Annotated in this window: 15 protein-coding genes and 2 pseudogenes; 4 read left to right on the plus strand and 13 right to left on the minus strand. The window is 70.9% G+C overall.

The features are described from left to right. Positions 1-71 precede the first annotated feature (71 nt). The 4 genes from ruvX to ACOBQB_RS16095 are packed head-to-tail and all read right to left on the minus strand — an operon-like array spanning position 72 to position 4048. Positions 72-557, minus strand: a complete 486-nt coding sequence (ruvX, locus tag ACOBQB_RS16080; RefSeq protein WP_423592462.1) for a Holliday junction resolvase RuvX — start codon at positions 555-557, stop codon at positions 72-74. Next, positions 557-3226: an alanine--tRNA ligase gene (gene alaS, locus ACOBQB_RS16085; protein ID WP_423592463.1), complete on the minus strand. Its 2670-nt coding sequence runs from the start codon at positions 3224-3226 to the stop codon at positions 557-559. Before alaS ends, ruvX begins: the two co-directional genes overlap by 1 nt. Next, the gene (locus ACOBQB_RS16090; RefSeq protein ID WP_423592464.1) at positions 3226-3582 is read right to left on the minus strand and encodes a DUF6167 family protein; all 357 of its coding nucleotides are present in this window, start codon (positions 3580-3582) and stop codon (positions 3226-3228) included. The genes alaS and ACOBQB_RS16090 overlap by 1 nt, the downstream gene beginning before the upstream one ends. A 7-nt stretch (positions 3583-3589) precedes the next feature. After that, complete coding sequence (locus ACOBQB_RS16095) at positions 3590-4048, minus strand: DUF948 domain-containing protein (protein WP_423592466.1); 459 nt, start codon at positions 4046-4048, stop codon at positions 3590-3592. A gap of 186 nt (positions 4049-4234) precedes the next feature. On the opposite strand from ACOBQB_RS16095, the pseudogene ACOBQB_RS16100 reads away from it, so the two are divergent. Beyond that, positions 4235-6332 (plus strand): annotated as a pseudogene (locus ACOBQB_RS16100) (ATP-binding protein). A 22-nt stretch (positions 6333-6354) separates the two neighbouring features. Here the strand turns inward: ACOBQB_RS16100 and rpsD are convergent. The 3 genes and pseudogenes from rpsD to ACOBQB_RS16115 all read right to left on the minus strand — a co-directional run bounded on the left by rpsD (position 6355) and on the right by ACOBQB_RS16115 (position 9389). Then, the gene (gene rpsD / locus ACOBQB_RS16105) at positions 6355-6969 is read right to left on the minus strand and encodes a 30S ribosomal protein S4 (protein WP_055698916.1); all 615 of its coding nucleotides are present in this window, start codon (positions 6967-6969) and stop codon (positions 6355-6357) included. A gap of 371 nt (positions 6970-7340) precedes the next feature. Next, positions 7341-8701: pseudogene (locus ACOBQB_RS16110) on the minus strand (replication-associated recombination protein A). 46 nt (positions 8702-8747) lie between these two features. Next, positions 8748-9389 carry a vitamin K epoxide reductase family protein gene (locus tag ACOBQB_RS16115; protein WP_423592468.1) on the minus strand — a complete coding sequence of 214 codons (642 nt, stop codon included), beginning with the start codon at positions 9387-9389 and terminating at the stop codon, positions 8748-8750. Positions 9390-9463: 74 nt separating this feature from the next. Here ACOBQB_RS16115 and ACOBQB_RS16120 point away from each other — a divergent pair, with 74 nt between their 5' ends. Continuing rightward, the gene (locus ACOBQB_RS16120) at positions 9464-9610 is read left to right on the plus strand and encodes a hypothetical protein (protein WP_423592469.1); all 147 of its coding nucleotides are present in this window, start codon (positions 9464-9466) and stop codon (positions 9608-9610) included. A gap of 31 nt (positions 9611-9641) precedes the next feature. On the opposite strand, the gene hisS is transcribed toward ACOBQB_RS16120, so the two are convergent. Both hisS and ACOBQB_RS16130 read right to left on the minus strand, forming a co-directional pair. Beyond that, positions 9642-10904 carry a histidine--tRNA ligase gene (gene hisS, locus ACOBQB_RS16125; protein ID WP_423592471.1) on the minus strand — a complete coding sequence of 421 codons (1263 nt, stop codon included), beginning with the start codon at positions 10902-10904 and terminating at the stop codon, positions 9642-9644. A 13-nt stretch (positions 10905-10917) separates the two neighbouring features. Next, entirely contained in the window at positions 10918-11631 is a 714-nt protein-coding gene (locus tag ACOBQB_RS16130) for an MBL fold metallo-hydrolase (RefSeq protein WP_423592473.1), read from the minus strand. A gap of 184 nt (positions 11632-11815) precedes the next feature. Between ACOBQB_RS16130 and ACOBQB_RS16135 the strand changes: the two genes are divergently transcribed. Both ACOBQB_RS16135 and ACOBQB_RS16140 read left to right on the plus strand, forming a co-directional pair. Then, positions 11816-12640: a peptidylprolyl isomerase gene (locus ACOBQB_RS16135; RefSeq protein WP_423592475.1), complete on the plus strand. Its 825-nt coding sequence runs from the start codon at positions 11816-11818 to the stop codon at positions 12638-12640. 134 nt (positions 12641-12774) lie between these two features. Beyond that, positions 12775-14007, plus strand: coding sequence for a DUF349 domain-containing protein (locus ACOBQB_RS16140; RefSeq protein WP_423592476.1), 1233 nt, complete (start codon positions 12775-12777; stop codon positions 14005-14007). A 68-nt stretch (positions 14008-14075) separates the two neighbouring features. Here the strand turns inward: ACOBQB_RS16140 and ACOBQB_RS16145 are convergent, their stop codons facing one another. Genes ACOBQB_RS16145 through ACOBQB_RS16160 form a run of 4 tightly spaced genes read right to left on the minus strand, consistent with a single transcriptional unit; the run spans position 14076 to position 19465 of the window. Beyond that, complete coding sequence (locus tag ACOBQB_RS16145) at positions 14076-15221, minus strand: caspase, EACC1-associated type (RefSeq protein WP_423592478.1); 1146 nt, start codon at positions 15219-15221, stop codon at positions 14076-14078. Then, positions 15202-15591 carry an effector-associated constant component EACC1 gene (locus ACOBQB_RS16150; protein WP_423592480.1) on the minus strand — a complete coding sequence of 130 codons (390 nt, stop codon included), beginning with the start codon at positions 15589-15591 and terminating at the stop codon, positions 15202-15204. The genes ACOBQB_RS16145 and ACOBQB_RS16150 overlap by 20 nt, the downstream gene beginning before the upstream one ends. Next, on the minus strand, positions 15588-16883 hold the full coding sequence (locus tag ACOBQB_RS16155; protein ID WP_423592481.1) for a protein kinase domain-containing protein: 1296 nt from the start codon (positions 16881-16883) through the stop codon (positions 15588-15590). Before ACOBQB_RS16155 ends, ACOBQB_RS16150 begins: the two co-directional genes overlap by 4 nt. A gap of 32 nt (positions 16884-16915) precedes the next feature. Further along, positions 16916-19465: a RelA/SpoT family protein gene (locus tag ACOBQB_RS16160; RefSeq protein ID WP_423592482.1), complete on the minus strand. Its 2550-nt coding sequence runs from the start codon at positions 19463-19465 to the stop codon at positions 16916-16918. Positions 19466-19504: the final 39 nt, after the last annotated feature.

The following is a 19504-nucleotide window of genomic DNA, read 5'->3' on the forward strand; positions in this document are numbered from 1 at the left end:
TTCCGCCTCTTGATGCTGTGCGGCAGCTGTTCGAACACCGCCGCATCGCGCGGAACGTTACCGTATCGCGATCAGATGACCACTTCGACGCCCTCGCCGGGTGCCTTCCCTGACGCCCGTTCGGACTCCAGGGCCTGCTGGAGGATGATCACGGCCGCTGCCTGATCGATGACGGACCTGCCCTTCTTGGACTTCACGCCCGAGGCACGCAGGCCCTGACTGGCCGTCACCGTGGTCATCCTCTCGTCCACGAGCCGCACCGGGATGGGGGCGACCATGCGGGCGAGCTCCTGTGCGAACACGCGGATCTTCGCGGCCGCCGGGCCCTCGCGCCCGTTGAGGGAGCGAGGGAGGCCGACGACGATCTCGATCGGCTCGTACTCGTCGACGAGCTGCTTCAATCGGCGCTGGGCGGCCGGGACGTCGCGTCCCGGCACGGTCTCCACCGGCGTGGCGAGGATCCCGTCGGGGTCGCACGAGGCGACCCCGATCCGGGCGTCACCGACGTCGACGGCCAGCCGTCGGCCCCTGCGCATGCCCCGGGCAGGCTCGGTCATCAGGCCGTCTCGGTGACGAGGCGCTCGACGGCGGCGATGGCGTCGCCGATCGCGGCCGGGTTCTGGCCGCCGCCCTGGGCGACGTCCGGCTTGCCGCCGCCTCCACCGCCGAGGGTCTTGGCGGCCGTACGGACCAGGTCGCCGGCCTTGAGGCCGCGCTCACGGGCGGCCTCGTTGGTGGCGGTGACCGTGAGCGGCTTGCCGTTGGCCGTCGTGAACAGGGCGACCACGGCGGGGCGGTCGCTCGGGATGCGCCCCCGCACGTCGAGGACGAGCCTGCGCAGGTCGTCGGCGCCCGTGCCGTCCGGCACCTGGCCGGTGACGAGGGCGACGCCGCGGACGTCCTTGGCGGAGTCGACGAGACCGGCGGCGGCCGCGAGGACCTTCTCCGCGCGGAACTTCTCGATCTCCTTCTCGGCGTCCTTCAGCTTGGCGAGCATGCCGGAGATCTTCTCGGGCAGCTCCTCGGAGCGGCCCTTGACCAGCTCCTGGAGTTGGGCGACGACGGTGTGCTCCTTGGCGAGGAAGTTGTACGCGTCGACGCCGACCAGGGCCTCGATGCGGCGCACACCGGAGCCGATGGAGGACTCGCCGAGCAGCTTCACCAGGCCGAGCTGGGCGGTGTTGTGGACGTGCGTACCGCCGCACAGCTCCTTGGAGAAGTCGCCGATGGTGACGACGCGCACGCGCTCGCCGTACTTCTCGCCGAACTCGGCGATGGCGCCCTGCTTCTTGGCGTCGTCGATCGACATGACCTCGGCCTGGACGTCCAGCTCGCGGGCGAGGACTTCGTTGATCTTCTGCTCGACGTCCGTCATCACGGCCGTGGGCACGGCGGACGGCGAACCGAAGTCGAAGCGGAAGCGGCCTGGCTGGTTCTCCGAACCGGCCTGGGCGGCCGTGGGGCCGAGCGCGTCGCGCAGCGCCTGGTGGGTGAGGTGCGTCGCGGAGTGGGCGCGGGCGATGGCGCGGCGGCGGTGCGAGTCGATCGAGGCCCACACCGGGGCGCCGACGGTGATCTCGCCGACCTGGACGACACCCTTGTGGACGTGCACGCCGGGGACCGGCTTCTGCACGTCACGGATCTCGACGATGGCCCCGCTGTCCAGGCGGATGCGGCCGGTGTCGCCGATCTGGCCGCCGCCCTCGGCGTAGAACGGGGTGCGGTCGAGGACGATCTCGACGTCGTCGCCCTCGGTGGCGGCGGGCGAGGAGACGCCGTTGACCAGCAGGCCGACGATCACGGCCTCGTTCTCCGTGAGGGAGTAGCCCGTGAAGTCGGTGGCGCCCGCGGCGTCGGCGATCTCGCGGTAGGCGTGCAGGTCGGCGTGGCCGGTCTTCTTGGCCTGGGCGTCGGCCTTGGCGCGCTCGCGCTGCTCCTTCATCAGACGGCGGAAGCCGTCCTCGTCCACCGAGAGGCCCTGCTCGGCGGCCATCTCCAGGGTGAGGTCGATGGGGAAGCCCCACGTGTCGTGCAGCAGGAACGCCTTGTCGCCGGAGAGGACCTTGCCGCCCGCGGCCTTGGTCTCGGTGACGGCGGTGTCGAGGATGTTCGTGCCGCCCTTGAGGGCCTTGAGGAAGGCGGCCTCTTCGGCGAGGGCGACGGTCTCGACGCGCTTGCGGTCGGTGATCAGCTCGGGGTACTGGAGGCCCATCGTGTCGATGACGACGTCGATGAGGTCCTTGACGACCGGGCCGGTGGCGCCGAGCAGGCGCATGTTGCGGATGGCGCGGCGCATGATGCGGCGCAGGACGTACCCGCGGCCTTCGTTGCCGGGCGTGACGCCGTCGCCGATGAGCATGGCGGACGTACGGATGTGGTCGGCGACCACGCGCAGGGAGACGTCCGAGCCGTGGTCGGCGCCGTAGCGCACGCCGGTCAGCTCGGTGGCCTTGTCCATGACGACGCGCAGGGTGTCGGTCTCGTACATGTTCTGTACGTCCTGCAGGATCATGGCGAGACGTTCGAGGCCGAGACCGGTGTCGATGTTCTTGGTCGGCAGCTCGCCGAGGATCTCGAAGTCCTCCTTCGAGGTGCCCTGGCCGCGCTCGTACTGCATGAAGACGAGGTTCCAGATCTCCACGTACCGCTCGTCGTTGACGGCGGGGCCGCCCTCGACGCCGAACTCGGGGCCGCGGTCGTAGTTGATCTCGGAGCAGGGGCCGCAGGGGCCCGGGACGCCCATGGACCAGAAGTTGTCCTTCTTGCCCAGGCGCTGGATGCGCTCGGCCGGGACACCGATCTTCTCGCGCCAGATCTGCTCGGCCTCGTCGTCGTCGAGGTAGACCGTGATCCACAGGCGCTCGGGGTCGAGGCCGAAGCCGCCGTCGGCCACGGAGCCGGTGAGCAGCTCCCAGGCCAGCTCGATGGCGCCTTCCTTGAAGTAGTCGCCGAACGAGAAGTTGCCGCACATCTGGAAGAACGTGCCGTGGCGCGTGGTCTTGCCGACCTCTTCGATGTCGGGCGTACGCACGCACTTCTGCACGCTGGTCACGCGCGGCGCGGGCGGCTTGACCTCACCGAGGAAGTAGGGCTTGAAGGGCACCATGCCCGCGGGGACCAGGAGCAGAGTCGGGTCGTCGGCGATGAGCGACGCCGAAGGGACGACGGTGTGCCCGCGCTCCTCGAAGAAGCTCAGCCAGCGGCGGCGGATTTCAGCCGACTCCATCAGTGGTCCTCATTCCGGTTGTACGAGTGCCTCGTGTCGCCGAGGTACTGCGTCTTCTTGTTGTCGCTGTCGTGTGTGGTGTTCTCGATGACCGCGAAGCGGCGCCCGGCGGGAAGTGCGGTGTCGGGGTGGTCGTTCAGGCCAAGGGCCTCGCCCAGTTCGGCCTCGCGCTCGACCATGCCGTCGCGGACGTCGAGTGCGAAGTCCTTCAGCTTGTGACCCGCCTCGATCGCCTTGTTCGCCGCCTGCGCGGCGAGGCTCTCGGGCGTCAGCTTCTTCAGCTTGCGGTTGACCTTGGTGGTGGCCCATACGCCGGCGGCTGCGCCCGCGGTGAACCAGAACGTACGGCGGAACATCGCTGCGTCAGTCCCTCTTATTCCGGTTGTCCCGCTTCCGCTGCCGTGCGGAGGGGACGGTGCGGCCCACGATCACCGTACGACGGGACGGTTTGGCGGGCATGTCCTTCACTTCCGGGCCGGGCTTGCGGCTGATGGCCCGGCGTACGCCGTAACCGAACGCGGCCACCTTGACGAGCGGGCCGCCAAAGGTGGAGGCGACTGTGCTGGAGAGCGCCGACGCGTTCGACGTGACCTCCTGGACGTCGGAGGCGATGGCGTCGACGCGGTCGATCTGCGTCTGCGCGGAGCGCACCGCTGAGGAGGCGTCCGTCAGGAGGGGGACCGCCTGCTCGGTCACGTCCGCGACGAGCTTGGTGGTCGCCCTGAGCGTCTGGGCCAGCCTCGCCAGTGCCACCGCGAGGAAGGAGACCAGGATCGCCCAGAAGACGGCCACCAGGATCCCGGCAACCTCTCCACCGGACACTTGGCACCGCTCCCTGAGACATCGTCCGAGACATCGTCCCTGAACATCGAACCTGAACATCGAGAAGTCGTCCCCCGAGCCTATCGCGCCGGGGCGCTCGGTCCGTACCGCATTCCCGCCCGCCGTCACAGGACATGCCTCACGCGGTTGTACGGACCGCATCCGCGTGAGTACGCTCCGTATCTCATGCGAGCCTCTCACCCCGGCAACCTCCCCCTGGAACTGAACGCCTTCGTCGGGCGCGGCACCGAACTGGCCGAGCTGGCCGCGGCCTTGGAGGCCGGGCGGCTGGTCACGATCACCGGGGCCGGCGGAGTGGGGAAGTCGCGGCTGGCCGTGCGGGCCGCGGGGCGGCGCCGGCCGCGCGACGGGGCCTGGCTGGTGGACCTGGCGCCGCTGCGGGACGCGGACCTGGTCGAGCACGCCGTCGCCGAGGCCCTGGGGCTGACCGACCACACGAGCAGGCCGCCGCGTCAGGTGCTGCGCGAGCACCTCGCGGAGCGGGAACTCCTCCTTGTCGTCGACGGGTTCGAGCACCTCGTGGACGCGTGCGCCTCGCTGGTGCGCGAGCTGCTGGTGCACTCCCCCGGGCTCCGGGTGCTCGCGGTGGGGCGCAGGCCGCTGGAGACCGAGGGCGAGCGGCTCCTGTCGCTCGCGCCACTGCCCCCGAAGGAAGCTGCCGACCTCTTCACGGACCGGGCGGCGGCGTGCGTGCCCCGCTTCGTTTTGGACGACGGCAACCGCGAGGACGTCCTTGAGCTGTGCCGGCGCCTGGACGGCATCCCGCTCGCCGTCGAACTGGCGGCGGGGCGGCTGCGGGTCCTCTCCCCCGCGCAGCTGGTCTCCCGCCTCGACGACCGCTTCCGGCTGCTGACGGGGGTGCGCCGCGACGTGCCGCCCCGCCATCAGACGCTGCGCACGGCCATCGGCTGGAGCCATGAGCTGTGCACGCCCCGCGAGCGGCTGCTGTGGTCACGGCTTTCGGTGTTCACCGGGCAGTTCGATCTGGAGGCGGTCGAGTACGTGTGCGCCGGGGACGGGCTGCACGCCGACGACATCATCGACGTACTGGACGAACTGCTCGCGCAGTCCGTCGTGAACCGCGAGGAGTGGCCCGCGGGCGTGCGGTACCGCATGCTCGACACGGTCCGGGCGTACGGCGCGGAGTGGCTGGAGGCGGCGGGTGAGGCCACGCGGCTGCGGCGCAGGCACCGCGACTGGTACATGGGGCTCGCCACGTGGTGCGAGCTGGACTGGTTCTCGCCGCGCCAGCCCGAGGTCGCGGCCCTGGTCGACGCGGAACTGCCCAATATGCGCGCCGCGTTGGAGTTCTGCCTCGACGACGGCGGCGAGGCCCACCTCGGGCAGTACCTCGCGGGCACACTGTGGTTCTACTGGGTCGGCTGCGGTCGGCTCGCGGAGGGCAGGCACTGGCTCGACCGGGCGCTGGAGCTGGACGGCGGCCACGCGGACGCGCGACTCAAGGCGCTGTGGGTGCTCGGCTACGTGGCGGTGCTCCAGGGCGACACCGTCGCCGCCGTGGCCGCGCTGCACGAGTGCCGTGACGGCGCCGAGCGCTCGGGCAGTGCGGTCGCGGCGGCCTACGCCGAGCACCGCATCGGCTGTCTGGCGCTGGTCACGGACGACATCCCACGCGCGGAGAGGCTGCTGCGCTCGGCGCTGGAGCGCTACCGGGAGATCGGTGAGCTCAACAGCAATGTGCTGATGGGCCAGGTCGAGCTGGCGATGGCGCTGGCCTTCCGCGGCGACCTCGCCGGGGCGGTGGAGCTGTGCGAGGACGTCCGCCGGATCTGCGAGGACCACGGCGAGCGCTGGGCCCTCGCGTACGCCCTCTATGTCCTCGGCTTCGCGGCCTGGACCCACGGCGAGGCGCAGGAGGCGCGGGCGCTGCTGGCCGAGTCGCTCGCCCTCAACCACCGCTTCCACGATCTGCTGGGTACGGTCCTGTCCCTGGAGCTGCTCGCGCTGTTCACGGTCACGGAGGGCGACCCGGCGGAGGCGGCGGTGCTCCAGGGTGCCGCGTCCCGCATCTGGCCCTCGGTGGGGCTGCCGCTGTTCGGGTCGGGGAACTTCGGCGGGCCGCACGTGTTGTGCGAGGAGCGGGCCCGCGCGGCGCTCGGCGACGAGCGGTACGAGGAGTGCGTACGCACGGGGGCGGGGCTGAATCTGGACGCGGCGGTCGCGCGGGCGCTGCGCCCCGGCCCCGGAAACGACCGAACCCGCCGCCTGCCCCGCCGGGAAGGGCGGGGAGGCGACGGGCTGAAGCAGGGTGAGCTACGTCCGGGTCAGCGGGCGTAGTACTCGACGACGAGCTGCTCGTCGCAGATCACGGGGATCTCCTTGCGGTTCGGGTCGCGGTCCAGGCGGAAGGCCAGGGCCTTCAGGTTCACCTGGAGGTAGCGCGGGGTCTCGCCGTCGGGGGCGAAGCCACCCTCACGCGCGACCTGGAACAGCGGCTTCTCGCGGCTGCGCTCGCGGACCATGACGACGTCGTCCGGCTTGACGCGGAAGGACGGCTTGTCGACCTTCTGGCCGTTGACCTCGATGTGGCCGTGCACGACCATCTGGCGGGCCTGGTAGATCGTGCGGGCGATGCCCGAACGCAGAACCAGGGCGTCGAGACGACGCTCCAGCTCGATGACCAGGGCCTCACCGGTCTTGCCCTGCGTCTTGGCGGCACGCTCGTAGGCGCGGACGAGCTGGCGCTCGGACACGTCGTACTGCGCGCGCAGACGCTGCTTCTCCAGCAGACGGACCTTGTAGTCCGAGTTCTGCTTGCGCCCACGGCCGTGCTCGCCCGGCGGGTAGGGGCGGGCCTCGAAGTACTTGACGGCCTTCGGGGTCAGCGCGATGCCAAGAGCACGGGACTTCTTGACCTTGGGGCGGGACTGGTTCGGCATGAACCAACCTCTCTGTTCAATGTGAATTCGGCTTCACCAGTGGTTAGGGGAGGTCGCATCCGCAGCCTGGGAAACCTCGTGAGCCACCATGGGCTCTCAAGGCAGCCGCTCCCTGGTCTGGGCACTATGTGCAGTACGCGAGTGGCCCACCGACCGGTTCCCGGGGCTGGGCTCCGGGGTGGTGGTGGGCTGCCCGCGACACCTTCGACGGTGCGCGACGCTCCTGGATCCCCGCGCCTTACGGCGGTGGGGTTCCGGCTGGATGTCCCGTTCTGGTGGTGCCGGTACGAGACCGGGCACGGGACGCAGCACTTCGGGCAAGTGTACCGGGTGCGGCGGGGTGCCTCAGCCGGGGCGCGTGCGGTGCGGTGCTAGCTCTCGGGCTGCTCGCCCTTGAGCCGGGCGCGGACCCGCTCGACCACGTCGGCGTACCGCGCCTCGGCGCCGTAGCGCGTCGGCTGGTAGTAGCGCTTGCCCTCGATGGTGTCCGGGGCGTACTGCTGGGCGGCGATGCCGCCGGGGACGTCGTGGGGGTAGACGTAACCCTGCGCGTGCCCCAGCTTGGCGGCGCCCTTGTAGTGACCGTCGCGCAGGTGGGGCGGGACGGGGCCGGCGAGGCCGCCGCGGATGTCGGCCTGGGCCTGCTGGATGGCGATCGTCGCGGCGTTCGACTTCGGGGCCAGGGCGAGGGCGATCGTGGCGTGGCTGAGGGTGAGCGCGGCCTCGGGGAAGCCGATCATGGCGACGGCCTGGGCGGCGGCGACCGCGATGGGCAGGGCCGTGGGGTCGGCGAGGCCGATGTCCTCGCTGGCGGAGATCATCAGGCGCCGCGCGATGAAGCGGGGGTCCTCGCCGGCCTCGATCATGCGGGCCAGATAGTGCAGGGCCGCGTCGACGTCGGAGCCGCGGATGGACTTGATGAGGGCGCTCGCCACGTCGTAGTGCTGGTCGCCGTCGCGGTCGTACTTCACCGCGGCCCGGTCGACGGACTCCTCCAGGGTCTGGAGGGTGAGCTCCTTCTCGCCCTTGGCGAGGGCCGAGCCGGCGCCCGCCTCCAGGGCGGTGAGCGCGCGCCGGGCGTCGCCGCCCGCGATCCGCAGCAGATGCTCCTCGGCCTCCTCGGGCAGCTCGACCGCGCCGCCGAGGCCCCGCTCGTCGGTGACGGCCCGGCGCAGCAGATCGCGCAGGTCGTCGTCCGTGAGCGGTTCGAGGGTGAGCAGCAGGGAGCGGGAGAGGAGCGGGGAGATGATCGAGAAGTACGGGTTCTCGGTGGTCGCCGCGATCAGCGTCACCCAGCGGTTCTCGACGGCGGGCAGGAGGGAGTCCTGCTGGGCCTTGCTGAAGCGGTGGATCTCGTCGAGGAAGAGGACGGTCTCCTTGCCGTGGCCGCCCATGGCCCTGCGGGCGCCGTCGATGACCGCGCGCACTTCCTTGACGCCCGCGGTGATCGCGGACAGCTCCACGAAGCGCTTGTTCGTCGCCTTGGAGACGACATACGCGAGGGTCGTCTTGCCGATGCCGGGCGGGCCCCACAAGAGCACCGAGGAGGGGCCCGCCGGGCCTCCCCGGCCTCGCCCACCAGGCGGCGCAGGGGCGAGCCCGGCTTCAGCAGATGCTGCTGGCCGACGACTTCGTCGAGGGTACGGGGGCGCATCCGGACGGCCAGGGGACTACTGGACGGATCCTTCTCCTGGCGGTCTTCGGCTGCGGCGGTGAACAGGTCGGGCTCCACGTCCAAAACCCTATGTCACCCCACTGACAATCCTTCCTGACGCGGTTCAGGCCCAGAGGTCGGCGCCCCAGCGCGTGAGGATCAGCATCGCGATGACGCCGGTGTGCATCACGGGCAGCGCCCAGGTGAAGTCCTCCAGGAAGCTCTTGGCCCAGCGCGGCGCGGGCAGGAAGCCGTGGCGGATGTTGAACGACGTGACGTACCAGAACATCAGGAGCGTGGCGAGCCAGGCCAGGCAGCACCACAGGCAGAGCGCGTTGATGTGGTACAGCGACTGGATCATCAGCCAGGTGCAGAACCCGACTCCGAAGAGAGTGCCCGCGTTGAACGTCAGCCAGTACCAGCGCGGGAAGCGCGCCCCGGCGAGCAGGCTCATGCCGACACCGATGACGATGGCGTAGGTGACCAGGCCCAGCAGCGGGTTGGGGAAGCCGAAGACCGTCGCCTGCTCGCTCTTCATGATGCTGCCGCAGGACACGATGGGGTTGATGCTGCACCCCGGCTGGAAATTCGGGTTCTTCAGGAGTTCCAGCTTGTCGAGGGTGATGATCCAGGAGGCGAGCAGACCGGCCGCGCCCGTGATCACCAGGAGCACGGCGAACGCGCGGCTTCCGCCGACGGCGCGTGGAGCCTCCACCCGCTCGTCGTGGTCCTGGGCGCCGTCCTTCGCTGACATCGTTTTGGTCATCACGCCGTTCCGTCGCTTGTGGTGGCCTGCGGGCACGCACATTGTGCCGTACGCGCCTGTGTGTCCACCGTTCGATGGACATAAGTAGGTCCGCACGGGGGGAGCGGGGCGCCGGCCTCCACGGGACGCTCGACGGCATGACAGCACACGCATACGAACTCGCCGTGGACGTACGGGGCACGGTCGTCGCCAAGGGCGAGGCCGGTGGGCTCTGCCCGTGACCTCGCCCCTCGACACCGGAAGCGAACTCGCCTACGCCGGCTTGCCCTTGAGGACGGCGACGATCTCGTCGACCGCGACCGGCTCCTGCTCCCCGGACTCCATGTCCTTGAGCTGGACGACGCCCTCGGCGAGGTCGCGCTCACCGGCGACGAGCGCGTACCGCGCACCGGAGCGGTTGGCCGCCTTCATGGCCGCCTTCAGCCCCTTCCCGCCGTACGAGAAGTCCGCCGCCACACCAGCCTTGCGCAGCTCCGTCACCTTGGCGAAGAGCACGCGGCGCGCCTCGTCGCCGAGCGGGACCGCGAAGACGCTGGTGGACGAGGGCAGGGCGAGCTCGACGCCCTCCGCTTCCAGGGCGAGCACCGTGCGGTCCACGCCGAGCGCCCAGCCGACCGAGGGCAGCGAGGGGCCGCCGATCATCTCGGAGAGGCCGTCGTAACGCCCGCCGCCGCCGACGGCGGACTGCGAGCCGAGGCCGTCGTGGACGAACTCGAAGGTGGTGCGGGTGTAGTAGTCCAGGCCGCGGACCAGCTTCTCGTCGTCCTCGAAGACGACGCCGGCCGCCGTGATCAGCTCACGGACCTCCTCGTGGTACGCCTTGCACGCATCGCACAGGTAGTCGCGCAGCGAGGGGGCGCCCACGAGCTGCTTCTGCACCTCGGCCCGCTTGTCGTCGAGGACGCGGAGCGGGTTGATGTCGATACGTCGACGTGTCTCCTCGTCCAGGTCCAGGCCGCGCAGGAAGTCCTGGAGCGCAGCGCGGTAGACGGGACGGCACTCCTTGTCGCCCAGCGAGTTGAGCAGGATGCGGAAGTTCCGCAGGCCGAGGGCGCGGTAGGCCTGGTCGGCCAGGATGATCAGCTCGGCGTCGATCGCCGGGTCCTCGGCGCCGATCGCCTCGGCGCCGACCTGCGAGAAGTGCCGGTAGCGGCCCTTCTGGGGGCGTTCGTAGCGGTAGTAGGAGCCGGAGTACCAGAGCTTGACCGGGAGGTTGCCCGCCTTGTGGAGGTTGCCCTCCAGGGCCGCGCGCAGCACGGACGCGGTGCCCTCGGGGCGCAGCGCGAGCTCGTCGCCGCCCTTGGTGGTGAAGGCGTACATCTCCTTGGTGACGATGTCGGTGGACTCACCGACACCGCGCGCGAACAGCTCGACGTTTTCAAAGCCGGGCGTCTCGATGTAGCCGTACCCGGAGGTGCGCAGCGGGGCGGAGATCGCCTCGCGCACCGCGAGGAACTTCGCGGAGTCCGGCGGAAGCAGGTCGTACGTGCCCTTGGGGGCCTTGAAGGTGCTCACGGAATTTCTCTCGTCACATTCCTCGTCGCGGGGCGGACGTCTGGTCCGCGCCCAGGCCGGAGGCCACCTGCCGCAGATACGGGTTGGTGGCGCGCTCCTGGCCGATGGATGTCTGGGGGCCGTGGCCGGACAGCACCACGGTGGAGTCGTCGAGCGGCAGGCACACGCGGGCCAGCGACTCAAGGATCTCGGGGTGGCTGCCGCCGGGCAGGTCGGTGCGTCCGATGGAGCCGGCGAAGAGCAGATCGCCCGAGAAGAAGACCGAGGGGATCTCGGCCGTCTCGGGCAGCTGGAAGGTCACCGACCCCTTCGTATGGCCCGGCGCGTGCGCGACGGAGAAGTCGAGGCCCGCCAGCTTCAGCTCGGCGCCGTCGGCCAGCTCCCGCATGTCGTCGGGCTCACCCACGGTCAGCTCCCCCATGAGCGGCATCCCGATGGAGCGGCCGAGCGCCTTCTCGGGGTCGCTCATCATGTACCGGTCACAGGGGTGGATCCACGCGGGCACGTCGTGCGCTCCGCAGACCGGGACGACCGAGGCGACGTGGTCGATGTGGCCGTGGGTGAGGATGACCGCGACGGGCTTGAGCCGATGCTTCTTGAGTGCGTCCTCGACTCCCTGGGCGGCCTGATGGCCCGGGTCGATGATCACGCACTCCTCGCCTGCGGCGGGGGCGACCAAGTAGCAGTTGGTGCCCCAGGCCCCGGCGGGGAACCCGGCAATGAGCACGATCGTCCTTCGTTCGTCGTCCGGCGGGAGGGGCCGCAGCCCCCGGAACGGGAGAATGCGGCAGATCAGAGCCTACCGGCGCTGCCGATTCCACAGGTAACCCATATACGGTACGGGGCACATTCAGGCGGTCTTGAGAAAGGTCCGGGGAGCCGGGCCGAACGGCAAAAGGGGAGAGAACCCGGTGGTCAGCAGCGATCAACGGCGGCGGCAGCTCGCCCGGGAGAAGTTCGAGCGTCAGCAGCGGCGGCGGGAGGCCGCGCGGCGCAGGGCGCGCCTGCGCAACGGCGTGATCGCGGGGGCGCTCGCGGTGGTGGTGGCGGGCGGCGCGGTGTCGTACGCGGCGGGCGCCTTCGACGGCGGCGGTGCGACGAAGGACGACGCTGCCACCGAGCCCACCAGCACGCCCAAGGACCCGTGCGCGAAGGCGGCTCCCGGCAAGGTGAAGCCGCTGAGCTTCAAGAAGGAGCCGGCCCTCAAGGTCGACGAGTCCGCCGACTACACGATGAACCTGAAGACGACGTGCGGTGACATCAGCCTGGACCTCGACGCGGCGAAGGCCCCGCGCACGGTCAACTCGTTCGACTTCCTGGTGAACAAGGGCTACCTCGACCACACCAAGTGCCACCGCCTCACCACCGGCGGCATCTACGTCCTTCAGTGCGGCGACCCGAAGGGGACCGGCGAGGGCGGCCCGGGTTACTCGATCCCCGACGAGAACCTGAAGGACAAGCGCCTGAAGGGGAATGTGTATCCGGCGGGCACGGTCGCCATGGCGAACCAGTACAACGCCCGGGAGAAGAAGGGCCGTGACACCGGCGGCAGCCAGTTCTTCCTCGTCTACCAGGACAGTCAGCTCCCGCCCGACTACACACCGTTCGGGACCATTTCCGATTCCGGGATGAAGGTGCTGAAGAAGATCGCCGCCGCCGGGGAGAGCTCCGGGCGGGGCGACGGCGCCCCGAACGCGACCGTCGTCATCGACAAGGCGACCGTCACGAAATCCTGAGCGCCGCCGGGCAAACTTCGGTCGTGCGGGATGCGGACAGCCGCCCCGCCGGTCGCCTATGTTGGCGGTGACGAAACTGTGGACGATGCCGGGGGCCCGACGGCCCTGCGCAGGCATCATGTGGAGGAGGCGCTGTGAGCAGCGACCCGTGGGGCCGCGTCGACGAGACGGGGACCGTGTACGTGCGTACGGCCGACGGCGGCGAGCGAGTGGTCGGTTCGTGGCAGGCAGGCTCTCCTGACGAGGCCCTCGCCTATTTCGAGCGCAAGTACGACGGTCTGGTCGTCGAGATCGGACTTCTCGAGCGCCGGGTGAAGACGACCGACCTGTCGGCCAAGGACGCGATGACCGCCATCGGCCATCTGCGCCAGCAGGTCGACGAGGCGCACGCGGTCGGCGATCTGGACGCCCTGAGCAAGCGGCTCGACAAGCTGGTGGAGACCGTCGAGGCCCGCCGCGAGGAGCGCAAGGCCCAGAAGGCCAAGCAGTCCGACGAGGCGCGGCACGCCAAGGAGGCCCTGGTCGTCGAGGCCGAGGAGCTGGCCCAGAGCGAGCAGTGGCGGTCGGCGGGTGAGCGGCTGCGGGCCCTGGTGGACACCTGGAAGGGCCTGCCGCGGCTCGACCGCAAGTCGGACGACGAGCTGTGGCACCGCTTCTCGCACGCGCGCTCGGCGTTCTCCAAGCGCCGCAAGGCGCACTTCGCGTCGCTGGACGCGCAGCGCGAGGAGGCCCGCAAGGCCAAGGAGAAGCTGGTCGCCGAGGCCGAGGCGCTGTCGAGCTCGACGGACTGGGGTCCGACGGCCGCGCGGTACCGCGAGCTGATGGGCGACTGGAAGGCGGCGGGACGCGCCCAGCGCGAGCACGAGGACGACCTGTGGAACCGCTTCCGCGGCGCCCAGGACGTGTTCTTCGCGGCACGCAGCGAGGTCTTCGCGGAGCGCGACGCCGAGCAGTCGGAGAACCTGAAGCTCAAGGAGGAGCTGGCCGAGGAGGCCGAGAAGCTCGTCCCGGTGACGGACCTGAAGGCGGCCCGTGCCGCGTTCCGCTCGATCAACGAACGCTGGGAGGCCATCGGACACGTCCCGCGTGACGCCCGGCCCAAGGTCGAGGGCCGTATGCAGGCCGTGGAGCGGGCGCTCCAGGAGTCCGAGGAAGCCGAGTGGCGCCGCACGAACCCGGAAGCACGCGCGCGTGCCGAGGGGCTCACCGGCCAGCTCCAGGCGGCCGTGGACAAGCTGCGCGGCCAGATCGAGACGGCGCGCGCGGCGGGCAACAACGCCAAGGCCGACAAGCTCCAGAAGGAGCTCGATGGCCGTCAGGCGCTGCTCGACCAGGCGCTGAAGGGCCTGCACGAGTTCGGCGGCTGATCCCGCGACACGAGGAGGGCCCGGCCGGTGGCGAGCGCACCGGCCGGGCCCTGCGGCGTTCCCGGTGCCTACGGCGCGGTGCCCACTCCCCCGTACTCGGTGAGGTCCAGCGCGTGTTTGAGGACCTCGCAGGCCTGGATGTGGTTGCCGGACTCCTGGAGCAGATCGGCGAGCCTGCGGCAGACGAGGACGGCCTCGGGCCCGTACACCTTGTGCACCTGCTGGAAGGCGAGTTCGAGGACCTCGATGGCCTCGCGGATCTGCCCCGTCTCGGCCAGTAGTTCCGACAACTCCAGTTGTACGGCGAGCAGTTCGCCCCGGCCGTCGCTGACCTGCTCCTGGAGCGCGAGGCGCAGCACCGGCAGGGCGTCGCGGGTGTTCCCCTCGGCGCGCAGCAGCCGGGCGATGTTCAGTCCGGTGGCGACCATGGCCGCGCGGATGTCGGTCGCGAGGACCGGGCCCGCGGGAGCGCTGCGGGCGGCGCGGGCCTTGTTGCGGGCGAAGGGCAGCCGGCCGACGCCGTTCTCCTGGGAGCGCTGGGGCAGCGGGCGGTTCTTGGCGCGCAGCCGCTCCTCCAGGACGCGGTAGAGCGTTTCGAGGTCGATCAGCTCGGGGCCGTCGGGGACACCGCCGCGCAGCACGGTCAGGAGTTCGCCGGTGAACGCCGTGTAGCGCTCCCCGTCGGGTGCGAGGGCCACGCGGTCGCGGGGCGAGGCGGTGAGGACGTACGCCCCGTCGACGGCGGCCTGCGCGGCGAGCACGTCACCGCCGGACAGGGTGCGCGCGGCGCGTCCGCTGAAGCAGCAGTCGAGTACGACGATCTTGCGCCGGGCGCGGGAGCCGCGCAGCGCGGTGCGCAGATGCTGGTAGGCGACCGCGGTGTAGCCCATGGTGTCGCGGGAGTCGCCGAGGGCGAGGTACAGGTCGGCGGACTCGGAGTCGCGCATGCCGTGTCCGGCGTAGTACACGACGAGGGTGTCCGTGGCCTCATCGGCGGCCTGGTGCACGGGGTCGAGCATGGCGGGCACGCTCTGCGGGTCGGTGACCACGGTGCAGTGCTGGACGGGAAGTCCCCAGACGGTCGCGTCGCACAGCTCGGCCGCCAGGTCCACCACATTGGCCTCGACGGCCGGCAGCTGCGGCAGGTGGCGGTAGGACGCGGTGCCGATCAGGACGGCGCGGGAGCGGGCCGGGTCAGGAAGCGCCGTCGCCATCGGCCGCGCCCCCCTCGCCGCGCTCCAGGACCGCCATGACGCGCCGCAGGGTCTCCTCGTCGCGGGCCGCTTCCGGCGTCAGCTCCACGCGTACGTCGCCGCGGCTCAGGACGAGGGCCGGGGCCCTGCGGCGCGAGAGCTGCCACTGGAGCAGGGAGACGACCAGGGCGGCGGTGGACAGGGAGCTGCCGAGGACGAGTTCGAGCACGTCGAAACCGGTGCCCATGTGGTCCGCCGGGGCGGGCGCGGCCGGGGCGACCCTGCTGCGCAGCTGCCCGTCGAGGGACTCGTCCGCTCGCAGCCAGCCCGCCAGGGACCGCAGTGCGTCCTCGGCGTCGGCTTCGCGTACCTCCACCACCAGATCGGTCACCGCTCGCTCCCTCTTCGCTGGTCCACTTGACGGTTCACCCGGGCGAGCAGTTCGACGGCCTTGTCGCCCGCGCCCAGCCGGGCCAGGCACACGGCCTGCCAGTACTGGCTGATGAGCGTGGTCGGGTGGGCGGGCCCGAGCGACGACAGGCAGACGGGGACGACCGCGGCCAGCATCTGCGCGGCCTCCTGCAGTTCGCCCCGGAGCACGAGGTTGACCGCCTCGCGCTGGCGGGACAGGGCGTTCTGCGGGGTCATGCTGCTGAGCACGATGCGGCGGGTGGCGTCGCTGAGCGTCGGCGGGTGCAGCGGGTCGGCGAGCTCGGCCCTCGGGTGCGGGACGGCCTCTTCCCAGTCGTACTCCGGTTCCTCGGCGACGGCCGCCGCCTCGTGCAGGGAGCGCACCGCCTCGTCCCTCACCTGACCGGCCAGGAGCGCGGCCAGAGTGTCCCGGCCGCCGTCCGCGTGCCGTTCGAGCACTTCTTCGGTGGTGCCGGTGGGCCCCGGCCGGTCGGCGGGGCTCTGGGCGCAGAGCCGGTCGACGAGGTCGAGGAGCTCGCGGGGAGGTCCTTGGAGGCGTCCGGCGAGCCGGGGGACGCCGTCGCCGAGGGCGCGGTCCACGATGGCGCCGTAGTCCACCGTGGCGTCACCGAGCGGCAGCTCTCCGGTGAGCATGAGGTACATGCAGGCGCCGAGGCCGTACAGGTCGGCGGCCGGTGACGGGGCCGCGCCCCGGATGGCCTCCGGGGCCATGAACTGCGGGGTGCCGACGAGCTCCCCCGTCCTGGTGATCGCCCGCTCCCCCGCGAGCCGGGCGAGCCCGAAGTCGTGCAGGACGACGTGGCCGCCGTGGTTGATGCCGATGTTGGAAGGCTTGACGTCCCGGTGGAGGACTCCCGACTCGTGCGCCGCGGCGAGCCCGCGCACCACGTCCAGGGCGACCTGTGCGACGACGGGCGCCGGCAGCGGCCCGGTCCGCTGGACCAGTTCCGCGAGGCTCAGTCCGTCGAGCACCTGCATCACGAGGTAGGGCGTGCCCTCGACCAGCCCGGCGTCGTACAGCGTGACCACGGCCGGGTGTTCGATGCGGGCGAGGGCCCGTGCCTCGCGCAGGAACCGGTCGCGGGCCTCGCCGTCCTCGGCGAGGCCTTCGACGGCCGTCAGCACCTTCACCGCCACGCGCCGCCCGAGCCGGGTGTCCTCGGCCTCGTGCACCACACCCATGCCGCCGCGCCCCAACAGCCCGAGCAACCGGTACCGCCCGGCGACGATCGCGCCCTCCCCGTGGTCCATCGCCTTCCCCCCGCTCCACCCGCCGCGCCCGCTCAGGGCCTGCGCGCCGACGTCACCCGGTACACGTCGTACACACCCTCTACCCCTCGCACCGCCTTGAGTACATGCCCCAGGTGCTTGGGGTCGCCCATCTCGAAGGTGAAGCGGGAGGTGGCGACGCGGTCGCGGGAGGTCTGCACCGCCGCCGAGAGGATGTTCACGTGCTGGTCCGAGAGGATGCGCGTGACGTCGGACAGGAGGCGGGAGCGGTCCAGGGCCTCCACCTGGATGGCGACGAGGAAGACCGAGGACTGCGTCGGCGCCCACTCGACCTCAAGGATCCGCTCGGGCTCACGCGAGAGCGAGTCGACGTTCACGCAGTCGCTGCGGTGGACCGACACCCCGCTGCCGCGCGTGACGAAGCCGATGATGGGGTCGCCGGGGACGGGCGTGCAGCAGCGGGCCAGCTTGACCCATACGTCCTCGACGCCCTTGACGACGACGCCCGGGTCGGCGTTGGAGCGGCGCTTGCCGCGTCCGCGCGAGGGCGGCGCGCTCTCGGCGATGTCCTCGGTGGCGGCCTCCTCGCCGCCGAGGGCCTGGACGAGCTTCTGCACGACGGACTGCGCGGTGACGTGTCCCTCGCCGATCGCCGCGTACAGGGAGGAGATGTCGGGGTAGCGCATCTCGTGGGCGAGGGTGACCAGGGAGTCGCCGGTCAGGATGCGCTGGATCGGCAGGTTCTGCTTGCGCATGGCCCGCGCGATGGCGTCCTTGCCCTGCTCGATGGCCTCGTCGCGGCGCTCCTTGGAGAACCACGCGCGGATCTTGTTGCGCGCCCGCGGCGACTTGACGAAGCCCAGCCAGTCGCGGGACGGCCCGGCGCCAGCGGCCTTGGAGGTGAAGACCTCCACCAGGTCGCCGTTGTCCAGGGTCGATTCGAGCGGTACGAGGCGGCCGTTGACCCGCGCCCCTATGGTGCGGTGGCCGACCTCGGTGTGCACGGCGTACGAGAAGTCGACGGGGGTGGCGCCCGCGGGGAGCGCTATGACGTCGCCCTTCGGCGTGAAGACGAAGACTTCGTTGCGCGAGAGGTCGAAGCGCAGGGATTCGAGGAACTCGCTGGGGTCCTCGGTCTCCTTCTGCCAGTCGAGGAGCTGGCGCAGCCACGCCATGTCGTTGAGGTGGTCGTCCTTGCCGCCCGCCTTCTTCGGTACGTCCGTACGCACCTTCGAGGCGCCGGCGACGGCTTCCTGCTTGTACTTCCAGTGCGCGGCGATGCCGTACTCGGCGCGGCGGTGCATGTCGAACGTACGGATCTGGAGCTCGACGGGCTTGCCGTTGGGGCCGATGACCGTCGTGTGCAGCGACTGGTACATGTTGAACTTCGGCATCGCGATGTAGTCCTTGAACCGGCCGGGGACCGGGTTCCATCGCGCGTGGACGGTGCCGAGCGCCGCGTAGCAGTCGCGGACCGTGTCGACGAGGACACGGATGCCCACCAGGTCGTAGATCTCCGCGAAGTCACGGCCGCGGACGATCATCTTCTGGTAGACGCTGTAGTAGTGCTTCGGGCGGCCGGTGACGGTGGCCTTGATGCGGGCGGCGCGCAGGTCGGCCTGGACCTCGTCGGTCACTATGGCGAGGTACTCGTCGCGCTTGGGGGCGCGCTCGGCGACCAGGCGCACGATCTCGTCGTACATCTTGGGGTAGAGGATCGCGAAGGCGAGGTCCTCCAGTTCCCACTTGATGGTGTTCATGCCCAGGCGGTGGGCGAGCGGCGCGTAGATCTCCAGGGTCTCGCGCGCCTTCTTCTCCTGCTTCTCGCGCTTGAGGTACCGCATGGTGCGCATGTTGTGCAGGCGGTCGGCGAGCTTGATGACCAGGACGCGCGGGTCCTTGGCCATGGCGACGACCATCTTGCGCACGGTCTCGGCCTGCGCGGCCTCACCGAACTTGACCTTGTCGAGCTTGGTGACGCCGTCGACGAGCAGGGCCACCTGGTCGCCGAAGTCGCGGCGCAGGGTGTCCAGGCCGTACTCGGTGTCCTCGACGGTGTCGTGCAGGAGACCGGCCATCAGGGTGGCCGGGTCCATGCCGAGCTCGGCGAGGATGGTCGTCACGGCGAGCGGGTGCGTGATGTACGGGTCGCCGCTCTTGCGCTTCTGGCCGCGGTGCCAGCGCTCGGCGACCTGGTAGGCCCGCTCGATCTGGCGGAGCGTGGCCGTCTCGATCTTGGGGTCGTTGCTGCGCACTATCCGCAGCAGGGGCTCCAGGACCGGGTTGTACGGGTTCGAACGCTGGACGCCGAGGCGGGCGAGGCGGGCCCGTACGCGGTTGGAGGAGCCGGAGCGCGCGGGCTGGCCCGTGGCGGGACGGATCGCGGGGGCCGTCGGGTGGTGGTCCGCGGGCGGCCTCGGGCGGGGCTGCTCGGCCGGTTTGTCGCCCCGGGAAACCTCTCCCTTGGCGCGCTGCGCGGACGAGCCGCCCTGCGCGCCTTCTGCCTTCTTCGCGGGCACGGCGGAGCCCGCCGAGGCCTGCTGGGCCTTCTGGGCCTTCTGGGCGGCCTTGGCGGCGGTGAGTGGCTGGGACTCGTCTGGCAAGAGCGCTCCCTGTGCGCGATCGGGGTCCCCCGGACAGGC

It is taken from the genome of Streptomyces sp. G5(2025) (genome assembly GCF_049542075.1).
In the GTDB taxonomy this organism is placed as follows: domain Bacteria; phylum Actinomycetota; class Actinomycetes; order Streptomycetales; family Streptomycetaceae; genus Streptomyces.